The sequence below is a fragment of the Nonomuraea cypriaca genome, assembly GCF_015645445.1.
In the GTDB taxonomy this organism is placed as follows: Bacteria; Actinomycetota; Actinomycetes; order Streptosporangiales; family Streptosporangiaceae; genus Nonomuraea; species Nonomuraea cypriaca.
This window is the reverse complement of record NZ_JADOGI010000079.1, coordinates 23,177-43,539: the sequence shown is the minus strand read 5'-3', so window position 1 is coordinate 43,539 and position 20,363 is coordinate 23,177. Positions and strand designations below refer to the sequence as shown.

General features: G+C 70.9%; 18 protein-coding genes and 1 tRNA gene. 10 read left to right on the top strand and 9 right to left on the bottom strand.

The features are described from left to right. The coding region (locus ITP53_RS25240; protein WP_195897920.1) for an enoyl-CoA hydratase-related protein at positions 1-576 on the bottom strand (576 nt) is incomplete at its 3' end. A gap of 48 nt (positions 577-624) precedes the next feature. On the opposite strand from ITP53_RS25240, the gene ITP53_RS25235 reads away from it, so the two are divergent. Then, the gene (locus tag ITP53_RS25235; protein ID WP_328815682.1) at positions 625-1,365 is read left to right on the top strand and encodes a tyrosine-protein phosphatase; all 741 of its coding nucleotides are present in this window, start codon (positions 625-627) and stop codon (positions 1,363-1,365) included. Between the two features lie 23 nt (positions 1,366-1,388). Here the strand turns inward: ITP53_RS25235 and ITP53_RS25230 are convergent, their stop codons facing one another. Further along, a complete protein-coding gene (locus tag ITP53_RS25230; RefSeq protein WP_328815680.1) occupies positions 1,389-2,516 on the bottom strand; it encodes a nitric oxide synthase oxygenase in 1,128 nt (375 codons plus the stop codon). A 278-nt stretch (positions 2,517-2,794) separates the two neighbouring features. Continuing rightward, positions 2,795-2,869 (bottom strand) — tRNA-Asn (locus ITP53_RS25225). Positions 2,870-2,994: 125 nt separating this feature from the next. On the opposite strand from ITP53_RS25225, the gene ITP53_RS25220 reads away from it, so the two are divergent. Beyond that, positions 2,995-3,318 (top strand): YtxH domain-containing protein, encoded by a 324-nt coding sequence (locus tag ITP53_RS25220; RefSeq protein ID WP_195897918.1) that lies wholly within the window; start codon positions 2,995-2,997, stop codon positions 3,316-3,318. Between the two features lie 5 nt (positions 3,319-3,323). Here the strand turns inward: ITP53_RS25220 and ITP53_RS25215 are convergent, their stop codons facing one another. Genes ITP53_RS25215 through ITP53_RS25205 form a run of 3 tightly spaced genes read right to left on the bottom strand, consistent with a single transcriptional unit; the run spans position 3,324 to position 5,274 of the window. Next, entirely contained in the window at positions 3,324-3,797 is a 474-nt protein-coding gene (locus tag ITP53_RS25215) for a hypothetical protein (protein ID WP_195897917.1), read from the bottom strand. Further along, positions 3,794-5,083: an amylo-alpha-1,6-glucosidase gene (locus ITP53_RS25210; protein ID WP_195897916.1), complete on the bottom strand. Its 1,290-nt coding sequence runs from the start codon at positions 5,081-5,083 to the stop codon at positions 3,794-3,796. Before ITP53_RS25210 ends, ITP53_RS25215 begins: the two co-directional genes overlap by 4 nt. Before the next feature lie 32 nt (positions 5,084-5,115). Beyond that, positions 5,116-5,274, bottom strand: a complete 159-nt coding sequence (locus ITP53_RS25205) for a hypothetical protein (protein ID WP_195897915.1) — start codon at positions 5,272-5,274, stop codon at positions 5,116-5,118. A gap of 177 nt (positions 5,275-5,451) precedes the next feature. Between ITP53_RS25205 and ITP53_RS25200 the strand changes: the two genes are divergently transcribed. Genes ITP53_RS25200 through ITP53_RS25170 form a run of 7 tightly spaced genes read left to right on the top strand, consistent with a single transcriptional unit; the run spans position 5,452 to position 13,748 of the window. Beyond that, positions 5,452-6,618, top strand: a complete 1,167-nt coding sequence (locus tag ITP53_RS25200; protein ID WP_195897914.1) for a hypothetical protein — start codon at positions 5,452-5,454, stop codon at positions 6,616-6,618. Further along, positions 6,615-8,756 (top strand): serine/threonine-protein kinase, encoded by a 2,142-nt coding sequence (locus ITP53_RS25195; protein ID WP_195897913.1) that lies wholly within the window; start codon positions 6,615-6,617, stop codon positions 8,754-8,756. The genes ITP53_RS25200 and ITP53_RS25195 overlap by 4 nt, the downstream gene beginning before the upstream one ends. Continuing rightward, on the top strand, positions 8,756-9,646 hold the full coding sequence (locus ITP53_RS25190; protein ID WP_195897923.1) for a PP2C family serine/threonine-protein phosphatase: 891 nt from the start codon (positions 8,756-8,758) through the stop codon (positions 9,644-9,646). Before ITP53_RS25195 ends, ITP53_RS25190 begins: the two co-directional genes overlap by 1 nt. Continuing rightward, positions 9,639-10,925 (top strand): vWA domain-containing protein, encoded by a 1,287-nt coding sequence (locus ITP53_RS25185; protein ID WP_195897912.1) that lies wholly within the window; start codon positions 9,639-9,641, stop codon positions 10,923-10,925. Before ITP53_RS25190 ends, ITP53_RS25185 begins: the two co-directional genes overlap by 8 nt. Continuing rightward, a complete protein-coding gene (locus ITP53_RS25180; protein WP_195897911.1) occupies positions 10,925-11,590 on the top strand; it encodes an FHA domain-containing protein in 666 nt (221 codons plus the stop codon). Before ITP53_RS25185 ends, ITP53_RS25180 begins: the two co-directional genes overlap by 1 nt. Beyond that, positions 11,587-12,945 carry a hypothetical protein gene (locus ITP53_RS25175; protein WP_195897910.1) on the top strand — a complete coding sequence of 453 codons (1,359 nt, stop codon included), beginning with the start codon at positions 11,587-11,589 and terminating at the stop codon, positions 12,943-12,945. The genes ITP53_RS25180 and ITP53_RS25175 overlap by 4 nt, the downstream gene beginning before the upstream one ends. Further along, the gene (locus tag ITP53_RS25170) at positions 12,942-13,748 is read left to right on the top strand and encodes a transporter substrate-binding domain-containing protein (RefSeq protein ID WP_195897909.1); all 807 of its coding nucleotides are present in this window, start codon (positions 12,942-12,944) and stop codon (positions 13,746-13,748) included. The genes ITP53_RS25175 and ITP53_RS25170 overlap by 4 nt, the downstream gene beginning before the upstream one ends. Before the next feature lie 127 nt (positions 13,749-13,875). On the opposite strand, the gene rpoD is transcribed toward ITP53_RS25170, so the two are convergent. Beyond that, the gene (rpoD, locus tag ITP53_RS25165) at positions 13,876-14,979 is read right to left on the bottom strand and encodes an RNA polymerase sigma factor RpoD (RefSeq protein ID WP_240779826.1); all 1,104 of its coding nucleotides are present in this window, start codon (positions 14,977-14,979) and stop codon (positions 13,876-13,878) included. Between the two features lie 347 nt (positions 14,980-15,326). Continuing rightward, positions 15,327-18,128: a DNA primase gene (gene dnaG, locus ITP53_RS25160; RefSeq protein WP_195897908.1), complete on the bottom strand. Its 2,802-nt coding sequence runs from the start codon at positions 18,126-18,128 to the stop codon at positions 15,327-15,329. A gap of 171 nt (positions 18,129-18,299) precedes the next feature. Here dnaG and ITP53_RS25155 point away from each other — a divergent pair, with 171 nt between their 5' ends. Then, positions 18,300-19,181, top strand: a complete 882-nt coding sequence (locus ITP53_RS25155) for a M23 family metallopeptidase (RefSeq protein WP_195897907.1) — start codon at positions 18,300-18,302, stop codon at positions 19,179-19,181. Here ITP53_RS25155 and ITP53_RS25150 read toward each other — a convergent pair. Then, a complete protein-coding gene (locus ITP53_RS25150) occupies positions 19,147-20,304 on the bottom strand; it encodes an NAD(P)/FAD-dependent oxidoreductase (RefSeq protein ID WP_195897906.1) in 1,158 nt (385 codons plus the stop codon). The genes ITP53_RS25155 and ITP53_RS25150 overlap by 35 nt on opposite strands. Positions 20,305-20,363: the final 59 nt, after the last annotated feature.

Below are 20,363 nucleotides of genomic sequence, written 5' to 3'. Positions count from 1 at the left end.
GGCGTACGCCTGGGCCTCGCCCAGCAGCGACTCCCCCGGGACCGCCCGGTTGACCAGCCCCAGCTCGTACGCCTCCCGCCCGGTGAACACCCGCCCCGACAGCAGGACGTCCATGGCCCGCTGCTGCCCCATGATCCGCGGCAGCACCCAGGACAGCCCGTACTCGGCGACCAGCCCGCGGCGGGCGAACGCCGTGGTCCACTTGGCGTCCTCGGCCGTGAAGACCAGGTCGCAGACGAGGGCGTGCACCATGCCGAGCCCGGCGCAGGCCCCGTTGACGGCGGCGATGACGGGCTTGCCGATGCTCGCGGGGAACGTGTTGGGCCGTGGATCCGGCTTCTCGTCGTACGATCCGGTCTGGATGGCGTTCAGTGTCTTGAAGTCGGCTCCCGAGCAGAATCCCTTGCCCGCGCCGGTGACCACCACGGCCCGCACGCCCGGATCCTGCTCGGCCTGCGCCAGCAGGTCGAAGTAGCGCCGGCCCATCGCGTCCGTCCAGGCGTTGAGCGTGTCGGGACGGTTGAAGGTCAGCGTGAGGACGCCCTGGTCGACCGTGGAGAGAACGAGTTCCGCCATGGGCCTAACAGAATCATGTTCTGGGCCGGGAAGGCAAGGATACGACTGGTGACGAGAGATCTCGCGTGGGACGGCTGCCACAACGTACGCGACCTGGGCGGCCTGCCCGCAGCCGGCGGACGCCTGACCCGGTGGGGCGCCGTGGTGCGCTCCGACACCCCCGACCGGCTGACCGAGGCGGGATGGGCGGCGCTCCAGGCCCACGGCGTACGCACGATCGTGGACCTGCGCACCCCCGGCGAGCACCAGGTGGGCACCGGCCACCGGCCGCCCGGCGTGAGCGTCGTCAGCGTGCCGCTGGACCAGCCCGACGACCCCGGCCGCCTCCCGTACGGCGGGACGCCGCTCTACCTCCAGCCGTTCATGGAGCGGCGGCCTGACCGGTGCGCCCGCGCCCTGCGCGCGATCGCGCAGGCGCCCCCGGGCGGGGTGCTCGTGCACTGCGTGGCCGGCCGCGACCGCACCGGGCTGGTCACGCTGCTGCTGCTCGCGCTCGCCGGGGTCGCCGAGCACGACATCCTGGCCGACTACGCGCTGTCGGCGGACCGCCTGCGCCCGCTCTACGCGAAGCTCGGCCAGGCCGACGACGACCTGCGCGTCCAGGCCCGCCTGACCGGCGCGGGCACGACCACGTCCGAGGTGATCCTGTCGCTGCTGGCCGGCCTCGACGCCGAGGACTACCTGCGCGTGGCAGGCCTGACCACCGCCGAACTCGCCGCCCTCCGTGAGCGGCTGACCGTCGCGAACGAAGACGGGGGCGAGCAGGCGCGTACCAGCGGTGGTGGATGAAGACGGGGGCGGGCAGGCGGGTGCTAGCGGTGGTGGACGAAGGCGGGGGTGAGTGAGCGGGTGTCGTAGTACCGGTGGAAGACCGGGGTGGCGCTGCCCGACAGCGGTGGCACGATCCACGACCAGTCGGCGGGGCAGACGCGACCGGCCTTCTCCTCCCGCGACAGGTGGGTGAGGAAGCGCCGCGACTCCGTGTGGTGGTCGGTGATCGTGACCCCCGCCCGCTCGAACGAGTGCAGCACGGCCACGTTCAGCTCCACCAGCGCGTGGTCGCGCCACAGCGAGCGCTCGGTGGAGGTGTCCAGGCCGAGCCGCCCGGCCACCAACGCGAGCTGGTCGTACCTGTCGGTGTCCGCGAGGTTGCGCGCGCCGATCTCGGTGCCCATGTACCAGCCGTTGAAGGGTGCGCACGGGTAGCAGATGCCGCCGATCTCCAGGCACATGTCAGAGATGGCCGGTACGGCGTGCCAGCGCAGCCCCAGGTTCGCGAACCATGAGTACTCGGGATGGGTCAGCGGCACCTCCAGCACGGCGTCGCCTGGCAGGTTGCACAGCAGCGGCTCCCCGACGCCCGCCTGCACGATCAGGGGCAGCACGTCGAACCGGCCGCCCCGGCCGCGCCAGCCCATGGCCTCGGCCGTGTCCGTGAGTGCGACGTTCCTGGGGTCGCCGACGACGGGGCCGCCGCGGGTGCGGTGGCCTGCGTACCGGATGAGCTGCTCGTTGAGCACCCGGGGGGCCGGCAGGGTGGGCGTGTCGGGGGCCAGCACGGTGACGGTGGGCCTGATCTTGCCGGCGCCGGTGGCCTCGCGGAGGTGGGCGACGCATTCGAGCGCCACGCCCTCGGCCGTGCTCACCTGCCTGCGGTCGCGTACTTTCAGCGAACGCCAGTAGAGCCGTCCGATGCACCGGCTGCTGTTGCGCCAGGCCACCCTGGCACCGAACTCGAGCTCCTCGAACGTGTGCGTGTAGGTGCCGTAGCGGGCCACGTCTCTGGCGATGTCGCGCAGGCGGGCGTACATCCCTCCGGCGGAGGGGTTCTCGGCGTGGAACAGCTTGATGAAGCGCTCCGCCTCGCGCAGGTCGGCGGTTCGCTCGACCAGGGTGGGGAACGCGTCGAAGGGACGCAGGGACCTGAACCAGGTAGACACGCGACAACCAGCACTCTTCGGTCATCGGATCGCCCCGCCGCCTTCCGGGTGCGGCGGCACGTCCTGGTGGCGGCGCCCTTTCCGCGCCCCCGTCAAGACTGCCCGCGGCTTCCGGCCCGGGGGCCGGTCGCCCCATCTTCCCCGGCCGAACCCCGCCTTGTCCCGGCAAACAGAAAAATGTGTGACCGTCGCACTACAACCCGCTACAAAGCGCGAAACCGCCCGCGACGCGAACAAACGAGGCCCCCTCCAGGAACTCCGGAGGGGGCCTCGTGCGTTGGCTCCCGCGATAGGACTCGAACCTATAACCTGCCGGTTAACAGCCGGCTGCTCTGCCGTTGAGCTACGCGGGATCGACCGTTTGCGCTGATCGTGGGGGCGCTGGGCCCTTCCGTCAGGCGCAGGAATAGATTAGCGCACTCCGGGAGTGCGTGTCGCATCATGAGTGGGGTAGGCCCGGAGACAGCGGAGGTGCGAAATGCGTTATCGGATGACATTCGCTGTGGGTCTGGCGGTCGGCTACGTGCTGGGCAGCCGGGCCGGACGCGAGCGGTACGAACAGATCAGGCGGACGGCGCAACGCGTGGCCGACAACCCCAGGGTCCAGGAGGTGGCCGGGGTGGTCGGCGCTCAGGCGTCGAAGTACGCCGGGATGGCCAGGACGAGGATGGGCGACACGCTGCAGCATCGGATCCCGTTCCTGAGCCGCGACGAGCACCGGGGGCCCGACACCGGCACGGGCTGGCCCGAGGAGGAGGACACCGTCGACAGGAAGGCCCGCGAGAGCGGCATCCCGTACTGAGGGCCTCACACGCCCATGCTGCGCCGCACTCCCTCCAGGACCTGCTCGGCCTGCGCGCGCAGGCCGGGGTCCTCGGGGTCGAGCCCGTCGTCGAAGACGAAGGTCCAGCCGAGCACCTCACCGCCGGGCGGGCGCCTGGCCACCAGCCGCACGCCGCCGCGCCCGGGCAGGTTGACGTGCTTGTTGAAGACGATCGTGGAGTTGACGCGCTCCCGAACGGTCTCGGGCAGCAGCCGCGGCTGCGCGATCGGCTCGAAGCGCTGGGCGCCGTCCATGGTCAGGAGCCGCAGGCCGGTGTCGTCCCAGGACGCCTTGTCGATCTCCTCGTACGGCACCCGCGTCCCGTCTGGCAGGTGCAGCGCGAGATTGGTGGCCACCACGTGGCCGTCGCCGGACTCGGCGAACGTCAGCACCCGCTCCCCCGGCTCGATGTCCAGCGATTTGCGCACGTCGGCGGGCAGGCGGCGGAAGAAGCTCATTCCACCACGGTATCGGCGAGCAGATCGAGAGTGAGCGCGGCGCTCCACGAGAAGTCCCTGCACCCGCGTCCGCTGCCGTCGAACGGGTCGAAGCACTCGCGGAAGCCGGCCTGCCGCACCAGCCGCAGGGTGCCGTTGGTGAGCTGCTGGCCGAGGTGGTCGAGCGAGTGCACGGCCGCGGCGCGGCGGAGCAGCCAGTTGGTGTTCACCCACGAGGGCCCGCGCCAGTAGCGGGTGCGGTCGAACTGGGCGGCGCGGATCTCGCAGCTCGGCACGGGATAGCCGGTGGCGCCCATGAACCTGGCCGACTCCAGCATCTCCACGGCGGCGTGCAACTGGTCGCTGGGCAGCCCGGGATCCAGCAGCGGCCCGAACGCGCCCACCGTGCACACCCTGATCAGCCGGTCGGTGCGCAGGTCCCTGGCGTAGAAGCAGCCGTCCCAGAGGCGGTCGAGCATGGCCCGTCTGATGCGCTCGGCCTGCTCGCTGTGGGGCTTGGGGTCGGCGCCGGCGAGCGGGGCCAGCTCGGCCATGGCCTGGCAGGAGGCCAGCCAGATCCCGTTGAACATCGGGTCCTCGATGGCGAACGGGTGCTCGTCGCGCAGGTAGCCCGCGCCGTAGCCGGCGTCGCGGTAGCGCATGGCCAGCCAGACGTAGCGGTCGTGGTCGCTGTCGGGGTGGCGCTCGTCGAGGTCGACGCCACGGTAGACGCTGCGGTAGCCGTACCTGATGACGGGGAGTGCGGCGAGCGGCTGGTCCCAGGCCGGGCTGTCGTCCATGCCCGACTCCCAGGGGTGCACGATCGCGGCCAGGCCCGCGCCGCCGAGATCGCGGGAAGCGGTGAGGTAGGCGTGCTGGCGTACCAGCTTCGGATACATCTGCCTGACGAACGCGGCGTCGCCGGTGTGCCGGTAGAGCCACCACAGGGCCAGGCCGTGCAGCGGCGGCGCGGTGAGCCCGGAGGTGAGCACGTCGTGCGGCGCGGCCCGGTTGTCCCCCGAACGCCACACGGAGGGCCCGGGGAAGTACGCCTCGCGGGTGTGGAAGACGATGTGCGGCACCATCCCGGTCGCCCACTGCCCGCGCAGCAGGCTGACCAGCTCGTCGCGGGCCCGGTCCGGCCGGTGCCTGGCCAGGCCGATGACGACGAAGGCGGAGTCCCAGCTCCATTGGTGCGGGTAGAGACCCGGGGCGGGCACGGTGCCTGTGCCCGTCCAGTTCGCCTCGAGCACGGCCAGTGCCTCGCGCCCGAGCGCGGCATCGTCGACCGCCGGCCGCGCCTCCATCACCTCACTATGACTGGGGAAGCGCCAGGAAGCTATGTCCTCTTGACCCACTTCGACACGAGCATGACGCCGAACGCCACCACGCCGATGATGAGACCCCACTTGAGCAGCGTGAGGGCGAAGCCCACGAGGGGGCCGAGGAGTACGAGGGCGGCGACGATCGCCGCGATGATCAGAAGTATGCGTCCCATGTCTGAAACGGTACGAGATCGTTTAAGCGGATTGCAGGTGGAACAGGGTTGAATCAGGGACAAGTCAGGGTCACCCCTAGCCGTGGAACCAACCGGTCGGTCCTCCCGTTGTGCCGGTAGGACCACGGGGCTGCGGGGGCCCGCGTCACGGGGAGCGTGATGAGTCTGGGACCACCCATGAGCAGGGAAGGCGTCGAGCACGCGCTGCGCGCTCGGGCCGACGAACGCGACCGCATCTCCGGCGACCTGCTCGATCTCGAATCCCACACCACCTACCAGCTGCTCAGGGGCACGTCCTTACGCGGGGAGACCGAGCGGCGCTGGGCCGCCGCGCAGTCGTCGCTGGCCACGCTGTGGCGGCTGAACGACGCCTATCGGGCGGTGCTGCGCGACGCGGAGAACATCCGCGCGGCGCGCGCCAGGCCGGGCGCCGAGCAGCTCACCGAGCTGACCGAGCTGCTCGCGGGCGCGTCCGTCCTGCTGCCCGCCCCCGCCAAGCCCGTCGAGCAGCGCTCGCTGCTCCCCCAGGCCGAGGAGCGCCTGACGCTCGACCAGACCGTGGCGCGGATGGACGCCGCCTTCCAGGAGGTCACGGCCGCGCTCAACGACATCGATGCCGTGTGGACCGCCGAGCTGCCCCGCCTCGACGCCGCGGAGGCCGACCTGCGCGAGATCCGCGCCCTCGAACGCGAGCTCGGCGAGAGCGCCGGCCTGGCCACGCAGGAGGCCGAGCTGCGGCGGACGCGGGCCCACCTGCTCGAAGACCCGCTGGACGGGACCGTCGAGCCGGAGCTCGACCGGCTCGCCGGGCTCCTCGCCGCCTCCCGGGCTGAGCTGGGCCTGGCGATCGTGGTCAAACGCGAGTTCGCCGCGCGCAGAGAGGACCTGCTGGCCGCCCTGGATCGGGTACGCGCGGCCGAGAGCGAGGCCAGGCTGGCCCACGGCGCGGTCGTCGTCAAGATCACCCTGCCGCCGCAGGCGCAGCCGCGCAGCCGGGTCGAGGCGCTGGCCGGTGAGCTGGCCGCGCTCGACGCCTCGGCCGACACCTGGGTGCTGCGGGCCAAACGGCTGGCGGCGCTGGAGGACGACGCCCGCAGGACCGCCGACGAGGCGCGGGTCACCGCGAAGGCGCTGTACGGCCTGGTCGGCCGGCGTGACGAGCTACGCGGCCGGCTGGGGGCCTGCCAGGCGATGGCCGTACGCAAGGGCCTGGCGGAGGACCCGGCCGCGACCGGGCTGTTCGAGCGGGCGCGAGTGCTGCTGTGGAGCGCCCCCTGCGACCTGACGAAGGCGGCGGCGGCCGTCGAGACCTACCAGCGCGCGATACACGGAGGTACACCATGACCCGCTGCGCGCAGCCCGGTTGCACGGGCACGATCGAGGAGGGCTACTGCGACCTGTGCGGTTCCGCGGCGAACTCCCCACCGCTCCCGGTCTCGGCGCCGGTCTCGGCCCCGGCCTCGGCGCCCGTCACGCAGCCGGTGGGCCGGAGCAGGCCGGTGAGCGGGCCGGTGGGCAGCAGCGGCAGGTCGCGGGCCGGGGTCCTCGGCACCATCGCCGACCTGCCGTCGGTGCCGCCGCGCGACCCGGTCGGCGCGGTGATGACCGATCCGGAGGTGCCGGAGGAGAAGCGGTTCTGCGCCAATCCGGCGTGCGCCCAGGCCGTGGGGCGTTCCAGGGAGGGGCGGGCCGGGCTGACGGACGGGTTCTGCCCGCACTGCCGTACGCAGTTCTCCTTCACCCCGAAGCTGAGCAAGGGCGATCTGGTGGCGGGCCAGTACCGCGTGCTGGGGTGTCTGGCGCACGGCGGGCTCGGCTGGGTCTACCTGGCCGCCGACGAGAACCTCGACGGCATGTGGGTGGTGCTCAAGGGCCTGCTCAACACCAACGACGCCGAGGCGCTGGCGGCGGCGGAGGCCGAGCGCAAGTTCCTCACCACGGTCGACCACCCCAACATCGTCAAGATCCTCAACTTCCAGCGCTCCGAGGGCCTCGGCTACATCGTCATGGAGTACGTCGGCGGCAAGTCGCTCCACGAGCTGCGCCGCCAGGGCCCGCTGCCGCTGCGCGAGACCCTGATGTACGGCCGCGAGATCCTGCACGCGTTCGGCTACCTGCACGAGCAGGGCCTGGTCTACTGCGACCTCAAACCGGCCAACGTCATCCGGGTCGGCAAGCGGCTCAAGCTCATCGACCTGGGCGCGGTGCAGCACATCGGCTCGCCCCCGGGCACGTCGTGGGCCACGGTCGGCTACCACGCCCCCGAACTGGACACCCGGCCGTCGTCGGTGACCTCCGACCTCTACACCGTGGCCAGGACGCTGGCGGTGCTGGCGATCTCGTCGTACAGCCCGGCCAGGGGCGGCACGGCCACGCCGCTGCCGCAGGACTGCGGGCACGAGTCGTTCACCCGGCTGCTGCGCAGGGCGACCGCGGCCGATCCCGCCGACCGGTTCCAGAGCGCGTGGGAGATGGAGGACCAGCTCGTCGGGGTGCTGCGGGAGATCAGCGCGCTGGAGGACGGGGTGCCGTACCCGGCTCCCTCGACGCTGTTCGGGCCCGAGCGGACGGCGGTGGGGACAGCGCTGTCGGAGGCGGGCGACCAGGTGTTCGGGCCGCTCGATCCGGCGCTCGCCGCGCGCGGGCTGCCGGTGCCGCTGGTCGACCCCGCCGATCCCGCGGCGGGGTCGCTGGCCGGGCTGCTCGGCCGCGACGGCAAGGAGCTGATCGAGCAGCTCGCCGCGATGCCGCAGACCACGGAGACGAAGCTGATGCGGGCCAGGCTGCTGGCCGAGGGCGCCGCGGCGGAGACGCCCGTCGCGCTCAACGAGCTGTCCACGGCGCTGCCCGGCGACTGGCGGGTGACGTGGTATCGCGGGGTGCTGGCGCTGGCCACCGGGCAGGCGGACCAGGCCGTGTCGATGTTCGACTCGTGCCTGTCGATGTTGCCCGGCGAGCTCGCGCCCAAGCTGGCGCTCGCGTACGCGCTGGAGTGCGCGGGACGGCAGGCCGGCCCCTGGTACGAAGCCGTCTGGCGCACCGACCACTCCTACGTGAGCGCCGCGTTCGGGCTGGCCAGGACCGGCCGGATGAGCGTGCTCGACCAGGTTCCCGCCACGTCGAGTTACCGGGTGGCCGCCCAGGTGGCGCTGGCGGCCTCCGTGGTGCGACGGTCCGATCTGAGCGGCGTCGCGCCCGGCGACCTGGTGGGCGCCGCGGACCGCCTGACCGGCCTGGACGACCTCGATCCACGCCGCCGTGACCTGCTCGTCGCCGAGTTGCTGGCCGGTGCGCTGGCCTGGCTCGAAACCGGCTCACCACCGAAGGGAAAAACGCTGGCCGGCGCGCCGTTCACCGAGCCCGGGCTGCGCAGGCGGCTGGAGTCCATCTTCCGCAAGCTCGCCGTGGCGGCGGACTCGCGTCAGGAGCGCCACGCGCTCATCGATCAGGCGAACGCCGTACGACCGAGGACGTGGCTGTGATGACCGACGCCCAGCGAGGAGGCGCGGTGGTGTGCCCGGTGTGCGAGGCGCCCGTACTGGCCGGAGACACCTACTGCGAGGCGTGCGGCCACGCGCTGGGCTCCCCGGCCTGCGTGTCCTGCGGCGCCGCCGCGGTCGACGCCGACGGCTACTGCGAGCGGTGCGGCGTACGCCAGCCCACCGGACGGGATCACGCGGAGACCGTGCTCGACGGCGGCGCGGCCGCGGTGACGGACAGAGGGCTGCGGCGCAGCCGCAACGAGGACGCGATGGCCCTGCTCGCCACCGGCGACACGATCGTGACCGTGGTCTGCGACGGCGTGGGCAGCTCGCCCAGGGCGGACGAGGCGTCCGCGGTCGCCGTGGAGATCGCGGCCGCCGCGCTGGCCGGCGGGCTGTCGCAGGAGGAGGCGTTCGAGCGGGCGGGGCGGGCCGTGAGCAAGCTCGCGACCTCGGTGCACGACGCCCCCGCCTGCACCTACGTCGCCGCCGTCGTCGAGCCGGAGCTGGTGACGCTCGCCTGGGCCGGCGACAGCCGCGCGTACTGGCTGGGACCCGACGGTCAGGCACGGGCGCCCGGGGAGGGTCCCGCGGTCATCCGCGGCACCCTGCTGACCGAGGACGACGCGGTCGAGACCGGCGAGATCACCGCCTGGCTCGGCGCCGACGCCGGCGACGTCGCGCCGCACGTACGCCGGCTGATCCCACGCGCGCCCGGCCTGCTGCTCATCTGCAGCGACGGCCTGTGGCGCTATCTGGACGGCTACACCTTCCCCGGCACGGGAACCCCGATCGAGATGGCCCGCGAGCTGCTGCGCCACGCGCTGGACTCCGGCGGGCAGGACAACGTGACCATCGCCTTGATCCCCTTGGGAGAACCACATGAGTGACCAGCCCTCTTTCACCTTGCACATCGACCAGAACAAGTACCTCCCCCTTGACGGCCGCGAGGTGCACGCCATCCTCTCGGTCGCCGCCACCGGCGGTGTCACCACGCAGGCGGCAGCGACGCAGGCGGCCGAAGTGATCATCGTTGACACGTCGGGCTCGATGAGCGGTGGCAAGATCCGTGAGGCCAGGCAGGCCGCCGTGACCGCCGTGCGTACCCTGCGCGACGGCGTCTACTTCGCGGTGATCTCCGGTACGTCGTCCGCCAAGGTGGTCTATCCCGGCGGCCAGCCCCGCCTGGTCCAAGCGAACCCCGCCACCAGGGCCGAGGCCGAGCGCGCGGTCGGCCAGTTGAGCGCGCACGGCGGCACCGCCATCGGCGAGTGGCTGAAGCTGGCCGGCCACCTGCTGACCGCGCACCCGTCGGCGATCAGGCACGCGCTGCTGATGACCGACGGCCAGAACAACGAGCGCGCCGAGGTGTTCGACTCGGTGTTGTCGGCCTGGAGCGGCACGTTCGTGTGCGACGCCCTGGGCGTGGGGGACGACTGGGTGCCCGCCGAGCTGCGCAAGGTGGCCGAGGCGATGCTGGGCTCGTTCGACTTCGTACGCAACCAGGGGGACCTGTCGGAGTTCTTCCGCAGGCTGACGCAGGCGTCGATGAGCAAGACGGTGGCCGAGCTGTCGCTGCGGGTGTGGGTGCCCCAGACGGCGCGGCTGATGTTCGTCAAACAGGTCTCCCCCACGCTGCTCGACCTGACCGGCAAGCGCGCCGACGTCAACCCGCTGACCGGCGACTACCCGACCGGCTCCTGGGGCGCCGAGGAGCGCGAATACCACGTGTGCGTGGAGGTGCCGCCAGGGCAGATCGGGCAGGAGATCAGGGCGGGCTGGGTCAAGCTCGTACGCCCGGACACGCAGGAGGTCCTGGCCAGCGGCAACGTGCTGGCCCAGTGGACCGACGACCTGGCGCAGTCGACCCGGATCAACAACAAGGTCGCCCACTACACCGGCCAGGCCGAGCTGCACGAGCTCATCCAGGACGGCCTCAGCGCGCGGGCGGTGGGCGACGTCGACACCGCGACCGCCCGCCTGGCCAGGGCGCGGGAGCTGGCCGCCGAGTCGGGCCGCGAGGACACCGCCAGGCTGCTGGAGCGGGTGGTCGAGGTCGATGCGGCCACCGGTACGGCCAGGCTGCGCAGGGACGTCGACAAGGCCGACGAGATCGAGCTGGACACCGGCTCCGTCCGTACCAGCCGGCTGCGGAAGGAGGGAAGCTGATGGCGACCTGTCCGCAGGGGCACGCGTCGGGCGCCGACGACTACTGCGACGTGTGCGGCACGCAGATGGCCGCCTCCGTGACCGGCGCTCCGCCGCGGCCCGCCACCGACTCCACCCCCGTCGCCGAGAGCTGCCCGATCTGCCGGACGCCGCGCGCCGGGCAGTTCTGCGAGGTGTGCGGTCACGACTACAGCGGCAACGCCCTGCCCGTCGCCGCCCCCGCGAGCGGGCCCCAGGGAGGGGCCGCCGCACAGGGAGGGTCGCGCTGGGAGGCCGTCACCGCCGCCGACCGCACCTACTACGAGAAGGTGATCGCCGAGGGCGGTCCCGACGCGGGCGCGATCTCGTTCCCGCCGTACTGCCCCGAGCGCTCGTTCGGCCTGTACGGCGACCAGGTACGCATCGGCAGGCGCAGCAAGGCCAGGCAGCTGGCGCCGGAGATCGACCTGACCGGCCCGCCGGAGGACCCGGGCGTCTCGCACCTGCACGCCGTGCTGCTGGCCCAGCCGGACGGCTCGTGGCAGCTCGTTGACCCGGGCTCGGCCAACGGCACCCAGGTCAACGGCAGGCCCGTCAAGGTCAACGTGCCCGTCAGGATCGCCCCAGGCGACCGGATCCACCTGGGCGCGTGGACCGTCATCACCCTCAGGGAGGGCACACCGTGACCCTGGTACAGACTCGGGCCGCCCCGTTACCGGTACGCCAGAACGTGCCCGGCAGGATCCGGGTCATCTCGGGCGTCACCGTCGCCTCGCTGGCGCTGCTGTTCGTGGCGCTGGCGGTCGGCGGTTCGAGCGCCCGCGACGGCCTGGAGGTCATCGGACGCGACGCGGGGCCGCAGGTCGTCGCGACCGCCGGGCTCTACCTGGCGCTGAGCGACATGGACGCGCAGGTGGCCAACGCGCTGGTGATGGGCGACCAGTACACCGAGCAACGCCAGGAGGCCGTCGCCCGCTACGAGCGGCGGCGCTCGGAGGCCAACCAGGCGCTGCTGAAGGCGTTCGAGCTGGCGGGCGACAACGCGGCCGAGCGCAGGACCATGCAGTCCGTGCTCGACGGGCTCGGCCGCTACGAGCGGCTGGCCGGGCAGGCGCTGCTGCTCGGCGAGCGCGCCGGGCACGCGCCGGGGCCGCCGCCCGCCGAGGTGGTGCGGACCTACCGCGCCGCCACCGACCTGATGCGGCTCGTGCTGCTGCCGCAGGCCTACAACCTGACGCTGGAGACCGGCACGATCGTCCGCCGCACCTACGACGAGAAGGCGCTCCTCGTGCCCCTCAGCCAGGGCGCGGTGGCAGTGGCCGGGCTGCTCGCGCTGGCCTGCCTGATCTGGTTGCAGGTGTTCCTGGCCCGGCGCTTCCGCCGGTTGTTCGGCCCCGCGCTGCTGGCCGCGACGCTGGTGACCGCGGTGACGCTGGTGTTCGGGGTGAACGTGCTCGGCCAGGACCAGCAGGCGTTGCGCACGGCCAAGTCGGCCGGGTTCGACTCGTTGCTGACGCTGGCCAAGGCGCGCGCGATCAGCAACAGCATGCAGGGCGACCAGAGCCGCTACCTGCTGGACAAGGAGCGGGCCGACACGTACGAGCACACGTTCCTGGACAAGTCGCTGTCGGTGCTCTACATCGAGGCGGGCAACCTGGACGCCTACCACGACGCGGTGAACAGGAACTCGAACGACTTCCTCGGCCTGCTCGGCCCCGAACTCGTCGGCGTGGAGGGCCGGACGGTGCAGAACACGTACGAGGAGTTCCAGCACACCGACGAGAGCTATCGCGAGCTGGTGACGAGCGGGCGGACCAACGAGGCGGTGGACTATCGGCTGGAGTCGGTCGCCGAGGCGTTCGACGACTACGACCAGGCGCTGCTGGAGATGTCCGAGGAGAAGCAGGAAGTGTTCGAGCAGGCGATCGGCAGAGGTGAGGGCGCGCTCGAGACCCTGTGGCGGCTGCTCCCGTACGCGATCGGCGTGATCGGGCTGCTGATGATCGCCGGAGTGTGGCCACGACTCAAGGAGTACCGGTGAAACGTGTGCTGGCGGTGGTGCTGGCCCTGGCCGCGGCGGTCGCCGCCGGCTGCGGGACCGGCGCCGAGGCGTCGGTCGTCGACAAGGAGAGCCTGGTCATCGGGGTACGCCCCGACCTGCCGTCGGTGGGGTTCCGGCTGCCCGGCGGCGGCTTCGAGGGCTTCGACGTGGACGTGGCCAGATACGTCGCGGGCAAGCTCGGCAAGAAGTTCACCTTCCTGCCCGTGCTGGCCGCCGACCGGGAGAAGGTGCTGGTCGACGCGAAGGCGGATCTGGTGCTGGCGACGTACACGATCAGCCAGGACCGCAAGGAGAAGGTGTTGTTCGCGGGGCCGTACCACATCTCCTACCAGGACATCCTCACGCGGCCTGGAGAGACGATCAAGAACGTGCGCGATCTCGAGGGGCGCAGGATCTGCGAGGTCACGGGCTCCAACGCGGCCCAGCGGGTCATCGACGAGCGCGGCGTCGCGGCGCGGGTGGTGCCGTTCGCCGACTACGAGGCGTGCCTGACGGCGCTGAAGAACCGCCAGGTGGACGCGGTCACCACCAACGACGTCATCCTGGCGGGCCTGGCCGACCAGGACGGCTCCGGGCTGCGGCTGGCCAACGCGCAGTTCAACGAGCAGCGTACGGGGGTGGGGATGCGCAAGGACGACGTGGCGGGGTGCGAGGCGGTCAACCGGGCGATCACCGACATGTACCAGGACGGCACGGCCGCGCGGCTCCTGCACAAGTGGTTCGGCAAGTCGGGGCTGGACATCAGCACGATCGCCGTGCCGCAGTTCGAGGGCTGCTCCTGAACATGGGACCGGGCCTCGGTTCGAGGGCTGCTCCTGCGGCATGGGACCGGGCCCGGTTCGAGGGCTGCTCCTGAGCGTGGGACGGGGCCCGGGCGGTCGTCGCGCCCGGGCCCGATATGCCCGCGGATCAGTCCAGGTAGTCCCTGAGCATCTGGGCGCGCGTCGGGTGGCGGAGCTTGGCCAGGGTCTTCGACTCGATCTGCCGGATGCGCTCCCGCGTGACGCCGAACTCCCTGCCCACCTCCTCCAGCGTGCGCGGATGCCCGTCGGCCAGGCCGAAGCGGAGCTGGATGATGCGCTGCTCGCGGTCCGACAGCGTGGCCAGGATGTCGTCGAGCTGGTCCTGCAGCATGATGAAGGCCGCGGCCTCCATGGGCACGACGGCGTCGGCGTCCTCGATGAAGTCGCCGAGGTCGGAGTCCTCCTCGCCGATCGGCGACTGCAGTGACACGGGCTCCTGGGCGATGCGCTGAATCTCCACCACACGATCGACCGGGAGGTCCATCTCCTTGGCGATCTCCTCGGGGATCGGCTCGCGGCCGAGGTCCTGGTGGAGCTGACGCTGGACGCGTACGAGCTTGTTGATGGTCTCCACCATGTGCACCGGGATGCGGATCGTCCGCGCCTGGTCGGCGATGGCCCTGGTGATGGCCTGTCTGATCCACCAGGTCGCGTAGGTGGAGAACTTGTAACCCTTCGTGTAGTCGAACTTCTCGACGGCCCGGATGAGACCGAGGTTGCCCTCCTGGATCAGGTCCAGGAACAGCATGCCGCGGCCGACGTAGCGCTTGGCGATCGACACCACGAGCCTGAGGTTGGCCTCGATGAGCCGCTGTTTGGCCCGGGTGCCCTGCCAGACGAGCTCCCTGAACTCCGGGAAGGCCAGACGCGAGACCCCGTTGGCCAGCTTGTCCTCGGCGAACAGGCCGGCTTCGATCGACTTGGCGAGCTCCACCTCCTCCTCAGCGGTCAGCAGCGGCACGCGGCCGATCTCCCGTAGATAGATACGGACCAGATCGCTGGTCGGCGCCCGCTTGCCTACGTCTTCCTCATCGGCGCGGGTGGTCTCCTCGTCGCCCTGGGGCTCGAGGACCTCCACGCCGTTCTCGGCGAGCATCCGCACGACGCGTTCCAGCGCGTCGGACGGCAGCTCGGATCGGTCAAGCGCGGCTGCGACGTCATCGACGGTTACGCTTCCGCGCTCCCTTCCCTTCGCGACGAGGTCCGCCACCTGATCTACCGATGGCGGTCCGCTTGGCAGCACCGATGCACCCACGGGAGACAGTCTGCAGTATTGGTTCCATCAAATGGCAGACCCATTTTTGTCACCGAAGGTAAGACGATCGTGCTTACCGAATTGAGATCGCCTTTAGGTTTAGCCCGAGTTTGATCAGGAAAGTAAAGTCAATTACGCGGTCTGGTTACCCGCGTCCGGCCAGACCCCTCCGGCCGGACGCAACTCTTTCGCTGCCCGGATGGTGTTGTCCACGCTCCTTGGACCGCGCCAGATTCCCCAGCCAGCAGGTGGGGAATGCCGCCTGCGATCGCGGCCGAACTGTTACCAACCGCCCCCGCCGCTCAGCTCCCCGCGGCCCGGTCGCGCAGCACCCGGCGCTGCTGCTCCAGCGCCACCAACTCCCCGAACAGCTTGTTGTACTCCTGCTGCTCATCCACCGGGTTGAGCCGCTGGATCCGCGACTTGACCTGCGCGATCGCCCGATCGACCGCGATCGCCTCGATGGCCGCCAGCATGGCCGCCGCGTAGCGCTCCTCGGCGTGCGCGTCGGCCTGGAGCGCCTCCACCGCGAACCGGGTCACCAGCGCCCTGGCGCCCTCCTCGTGGGCGTGCTCCAGCAACCGGTCCACCCACTCCCGGCCGCCGTGCCCGGCCGTCGCGAGCCCCCCCGCGGCGGTGATGACCTTGTGGAGGACCACGTGGTCCTGAGCCGTGAACGCCTGCGGGTCGAGCGCGTCGAAGCGCGGCCCGAGCAACGCCGGCCGCTGCACGGCCAGCTTGAGCAACTCCCCCTCGACCCGCACGCTCGGATCGACGGGCGCAGCCCTGGGAGCCCGCCTGGGGCGGCCCTGCTGGGCGTTGGAGACCTCGCCGATGCGCTGCATGACGAACCGCTCGTCCATGAACCCGAGCCATCGGTCGAGGTCGATGGCGTAGCGCTTGCGCAGCCCGACGTCCTTGATCCCGGCCACGATCGGCGCGGCGGCGTCCAGCGCCGCGATCTTGCCTTCGTTGCTGCGCAGGTCGTAACGCGAGATCGTGCTCCTGATCGCGAACTGGAACAGCGGCTCGCGGCTCGCGATCAGGTCCCGCACGGCCGCGTCGCCCTGCTTGATCCGCAGGTCGCACGGGTCGAGCCCCTCGCCCTGGATCGCGACGTAGGTCTGGGTGACGAACTTCTGCTCGTCGGCGAACGCCCGCAGGGCCGCCTTCTGCCCCGCCGCGTCGCCGTCGAAGGTGAAGATCACCTCGCCGCGGAACTCGGCCTGGTCGAGCAGGAACCGCCGCAGGATCTTGATGTGCTCCTCGCCGAACGACGTCCCGCACGTGGCCACGGCGGTCGGCACGCCGGCGAGATGGCACGCCATCACATCGGTGTAGCCCTCGACGATCACCGCCTGGGACCGCTTGGAGATCTCCCGCTTGGCAAGATCGATCCCATAAAGAACCTGGCTCTTCTTGTAAAGCGGGGAGTCAGGGGTATTCAGGTATTTCGGGCCGTCGTCGGAGTCGAGCAACTTCCGCGCCCCGAAACCGATCACGTCGCCCGTGGCGTCCCTGATCGGCCAGATCAGCCGACCGCGGAACCGGTCGATCGGCCCCCGCCGCCCCTCCTTGGCCAGCCCGCCCTTGACCAGCTCGTCGGCGCTGAACCCGCGCCCGAGGAGATGCCGGGTCAGCGCCTCCCACTCGGCGGGCGCGTAGCCCACCCCGAACAGCTCGGCATCCGCCCGCTCGAACCCCCGCTCCGACAGGAACCGCCGCCCGGGAGCGGCGTCGGGCCCGAACAGCTTGTCCGCGTAGAACTCGGCCGCCGCCTTGTGCGCCTCGATCAGCCTGGCCCGCTCGCCGTGGTCGCGCCTGGGGACATAGCCGCCCTGCTCGTACTGCAGGTGGATCCCGGCCCGCTGCGCCAGCCGCTCGACCGCCTCACCGAACGACAGGTGCTCGATCTTCTCGACGAACGTGATCACGTCGCCACCTTCGGTACAACCGAAGCAGTTCCCCGTCAAAATATTGTCTTCCAGGACAAACGCATGTCCATGGTCGACCGTGGCGCAGAACACCTCTTCTACCCGGTCGGTCTCCTCGACCGACTGCACGACCCAACCGCGCCGGGCGAACGCCTTCGCCGCGCCGGCGAACCTCAGGCGATGATCGTCGATCAGGAAGAAGTCTTCGGTCAGGTCTTCGTTGACGAAGTGCACCCGGAAGATCGAGCTCGGCTCTCTCCCCGGAAAACCAACTCTGACCTGCTCCGTGACGCCGTACGTGCCGATCCCCAGTCGCATGCAGACGGCGCGGACGAACTCGAGCGTCGCCTTGTCCGCGCAGTTGAGCATGATCGTGCCGTCCTTGGCGACATGCCCGTCCGCGGCCAGGTAGCCCGCGAGCCAGCCGTAGAGGTAGGGGACGGACTCGTCGAGCGGGGGCAACTCCTTGAAGAACCGCGGCAGATGATGGACCAGCAACTGCCTGCTCTTGCCCGAGGTCCCTCCCATGGATTCCGTCACGTAGCTGAGGGGGAACCACTTGAGCAGTTGCGCGTCCTCGTCACTGTCGAGCGTCGCCCGGCTGCCCGTGGCCGCACGGGTGCCGTCGCCGAAGGTGATCCCGTGTGCAATGCCGAAGGGCGACGGAGTGGTGCGCTTGATGCGGGTGCCCGGGAACACCGTGACCAGCCGGTGGCGCGGCTTCAAGTCCTTGGTGATGACTTCGGCGCGTTTGTCCTGGAGCCGCCCGGATCGCACGAACCAGCGATGCTCGGGAGTCGCGAAGATCTCCTTCCGCTCCCCGTTGCGGCTCACCACGATCTTCATCAGCGGCTGGACCCCGAAGGACATGAACGGTGCGTCCACCCACCTGCCGTCGGATGCGAGCACTCGGTGCACGCCACCCGCGAGCTCGGCGATGGGACGCACGCCCTCCCACGTCATGACCCGGGTTTCCGCCGCCAGGCAGTAATACATCCCGCGCTCGGGGGTGACGTTGAAGGATGGGCTCTTCTCGTCGTGGAACGGGCACAAGCCCTTGAGGTTGCCGCCTCCGGCGTTGCGCAACTGGATGTGCTCGCCGATCACGTCGGCGATGGGTGAACGCTCGCGTACGAGCGCGATGTCGACATCACGGATCCGGCCAGCCACGCCGGTGAGTCTATTCCGCCCCACCGACGTAACGGCCCGCACGGGTGCCTCCAGGCCGGGGGAAGGCTCGCATTACCTGTGGGTTGCTAAAGGAGGAAAGCCACTGTGCGGGGGTCCCCGGTCGGCTACAAAGGTAAAGGTTGTCGGGAAGCGGTGACGTGGGTGGAGATCATGCGATCGGGGCTTGTCGGACGATGGGCGGCCGTCACGGGCGCCGTGCTGCTGACCACCGCCTGCACCCAGGCCAGCGGAATGGCCGGCGCGCAGCCGCCCGCCACCGGCACGCCGGAGACGCCGGAGACCACGGCCACGACTCCCGCGGCCACCCCGTCGGCGGAGCAGCAGGCCGCCGAGCAGCCGCCCAAGGGCGACGCCCCGGTGAAGGTCCCGCCGCCGAAGCTGTCGAAGTACACCTACACGTTCCCCGTCAAGGGGTGTGAGACGACCTACCAGCGCAAGCTGCTCGTGCTGCCCAAGACGACGATCTGGGCGCCGCAGGGGTGCGCGTTCGTGGCGCCCGTCGGCGGTGTGGTCGACGAGGTGAACGCCAAGAACCGGTGGCGGCCGTCCACCGACGAGGGGCCCCACCGCGAGGGCAGGTTCGTCACGATCATCGGCGACGACGGCGTGCGTTACCTCGGCGGCCACCTCGACACGATCGCCGACGGCATCAGACCGGGGGTTCGCGTCAAGGCGGGCCGGCTCCTCGGCCGGGTCGGCCGGTCGGGCAACGCCCGCGACACCGGTTCCAACCTGTACTTCGCGATCTCGTGGAAGACCGGCCCGGCGTTCTGGTGGGTACGCAGGGGCATGGTCGAGCCGTGGGACTACCTCGACGCCTGGCGCACGGGCAACCGCTCCCTCTCGCCCCGCGAGGAGACGCTGGCCCTGCGCGGCCGGCTCGGCGAGACGCCGCGCTGCGCCGTCCAGTGCGAGGCGAAGAAGGTGCCGCAGACCCGGCGCACCAGGCCGGCCGAGGAGCCCCGGGTCGACGACGACAACGGCCCGGTGCTCACCGTCAACCCGTCGACAGCTCCTTTTGGTCGACAATGACGCCTGACCTGATGAGCTCCTGGATGTCGTCGACGACGTCCCAGGTGTTGACGTTCATGCCGGCGATCACGCGGCCTTCGCGCAGCCAGTAGGCGATGAACTCCAGGCTCTCCGGGTCGCCGCGGTAGACGACCTCGTCGTAGCCCTCGATGTCGCCGGAGAACTCCATGCCCAGCTCGTACTGGTCGGTGTAGAAGTACGGCACGGGGTCGTGGACCACGTCCTGGCCGAGCATGGACCTGGCCGCGGCGGGGCCGCCGTGCAGGGCGTTGGCCCAGTGCTCGACGCGCAGGTGGCGGCCGTACAGCGGGTGGAACGACTCGGCCACGTCGCCCGCGGCGAACACGTCGGGGTGCGACGTGCGCAGCGCGGCGTCCGTGAGGATGCCCTGGCCGACGTCGAGCCCGGCGTCGCGGGCGAGCTCGATCTCGGGCACGGCGCCGATGCCGACCACGACGAGGTCGGCGGTCAGGCGCTCACCCGAGCTGAGCCGCACGCCGGTCGCGGTGATCTCGGCGGCGGTGGTGCCGAAGCGCAGGTTCACGCCCTTTCGCTGGTGCAGGCCGGCGAACAGGTCGCCCAGTTCGTGGCCGAGCGCCCGGTTCAGCGCGGTCGGCTCTGGCTCGACGACGGTGACCTCGCAGCCCGCCGTACGAGCCGCCGCGGCGGTCTCCAGCCCGATCCAGGACGCGCCGACGACGAGGACGCTGCCGCCGGCCGCGAAACGCTCCTTGAGCGCCTCGCTGTCCTCGACGGTACGCAGGTAGCGGCCGGCGCCTGGCAGGCGCCGCGGCGTGGCGCCGGTCGCGATGAGCAGTTTGTCGTACGGCCGGCGCGACCCGTCGCCGAGCCTGACCACGTGGTTGCCGAGCTCGATCCTGGTGACCGGCAGGCCGGTGCGCAGGTCCACGCCGTTCTCCGCGTACCACTCGGGCGTGTGGACGAAGATCTTCTCTCGTTCGCTCCTGCCCTGGAGGAACTCCTTGGACAGCGGCGGTCTCTCGTAGGGCCTTTCGTTCTCCGCGCCGATCAGCACGAGCTCGCCGTCGAAGCCTCTCTCGCGCAGCGTCTGCGCCGCCTTGGCTCCGGCCAGCCCGGCACCGACGATCACATATGTGGCCATGGGCGCAGTATCCGCCCCCAGAGCGCGGTGGGAAAGCGGCTTTCACCATAAGGAAGCTT

Excerpts from the sequence above, each read along its gene's own strand:
- ITP53_RS25220 (WP_195897918.1), top strand. The coding sequence starts at position 2,995 with ATGCGTTATCGGATGACATTCGCTGTGGGTCTGGCGGTCGGCTACGTG.
- ITP53_RS25215 (WP_195897917.1), bottom strand. The coding sequence starts at position 3,797 with ATGAGCTTCTTCCGCCGCCTGCCCGCCGACGTGCGCAAATCGCTGGAC.
- ITP53_RS25210 (WP_195897916.1), bottom strand. The coding sequence starts at position 5,083 with ATGGAGGCGCGGCCGGCGGTCGACGATGCCGCGCTCGGGCGCGAGGCA.
- ITP53_RS25205 (WP_195897915.1), bottom strand. The coding sequence starts at position 5,274 with ATGGGACGCATACTTCTGATCATCGCGGCGATCGTCGCCGCCCTCGTA.
- ITP53_RS25200 (WP_195897914.1), top strand. The coding sequence starts at position 5,452 with ATGAGCAGGGAAGGCGTCGAGCACGCGCTGCGCGCTCGGGCCGACGAA.
- ITP53_RS25195 (WP_195897913.1), top strand. The coding sequence starts at position 6,615 with ATGACCCGCTGCGCGCAGCCCGGTTGCACGGGCACGATCGAGGAGGGC.
- ITP53_RS25190 (WP_195897923.1), top strand. The coding sequence starts at position 8,756 with ATGACCGACGCCCAGCGAGGAGGCGCGGTGGTGTGCCCGGTGTGCGAG.
- ITP53_RS25185 (WP_195897912.1), top strand. The coding sequence starts at position 9,639 with ATGAGTGACCAGCCCTCTTTCACCTTGCACATCGACCAGAACAAGTAC.
- ITP53_RS25180 (WP_195897911.1), top strand. The coding sequence starts at position 10,925 with ATGGCGACCTGTCCGCAGGGGCACGCGTCGGGCGCCGACGACTACTGC.
- ITP53_RS25155 (WP_195897907.1), top strand. The coding sequence starts at position 18,300 with ATGCGATCGGGGCTTGTCGGACGATGGGCGGCCGTCACGGGCGCCGTG.
- ITP53_RS25150 (WP_195897906.1), bottom strand. The coding sequence starts at position 20,304 with ATGGCCACATATGTGATCGTCGGTGCCGGGCTGGCCGGAGCCAAGGCG.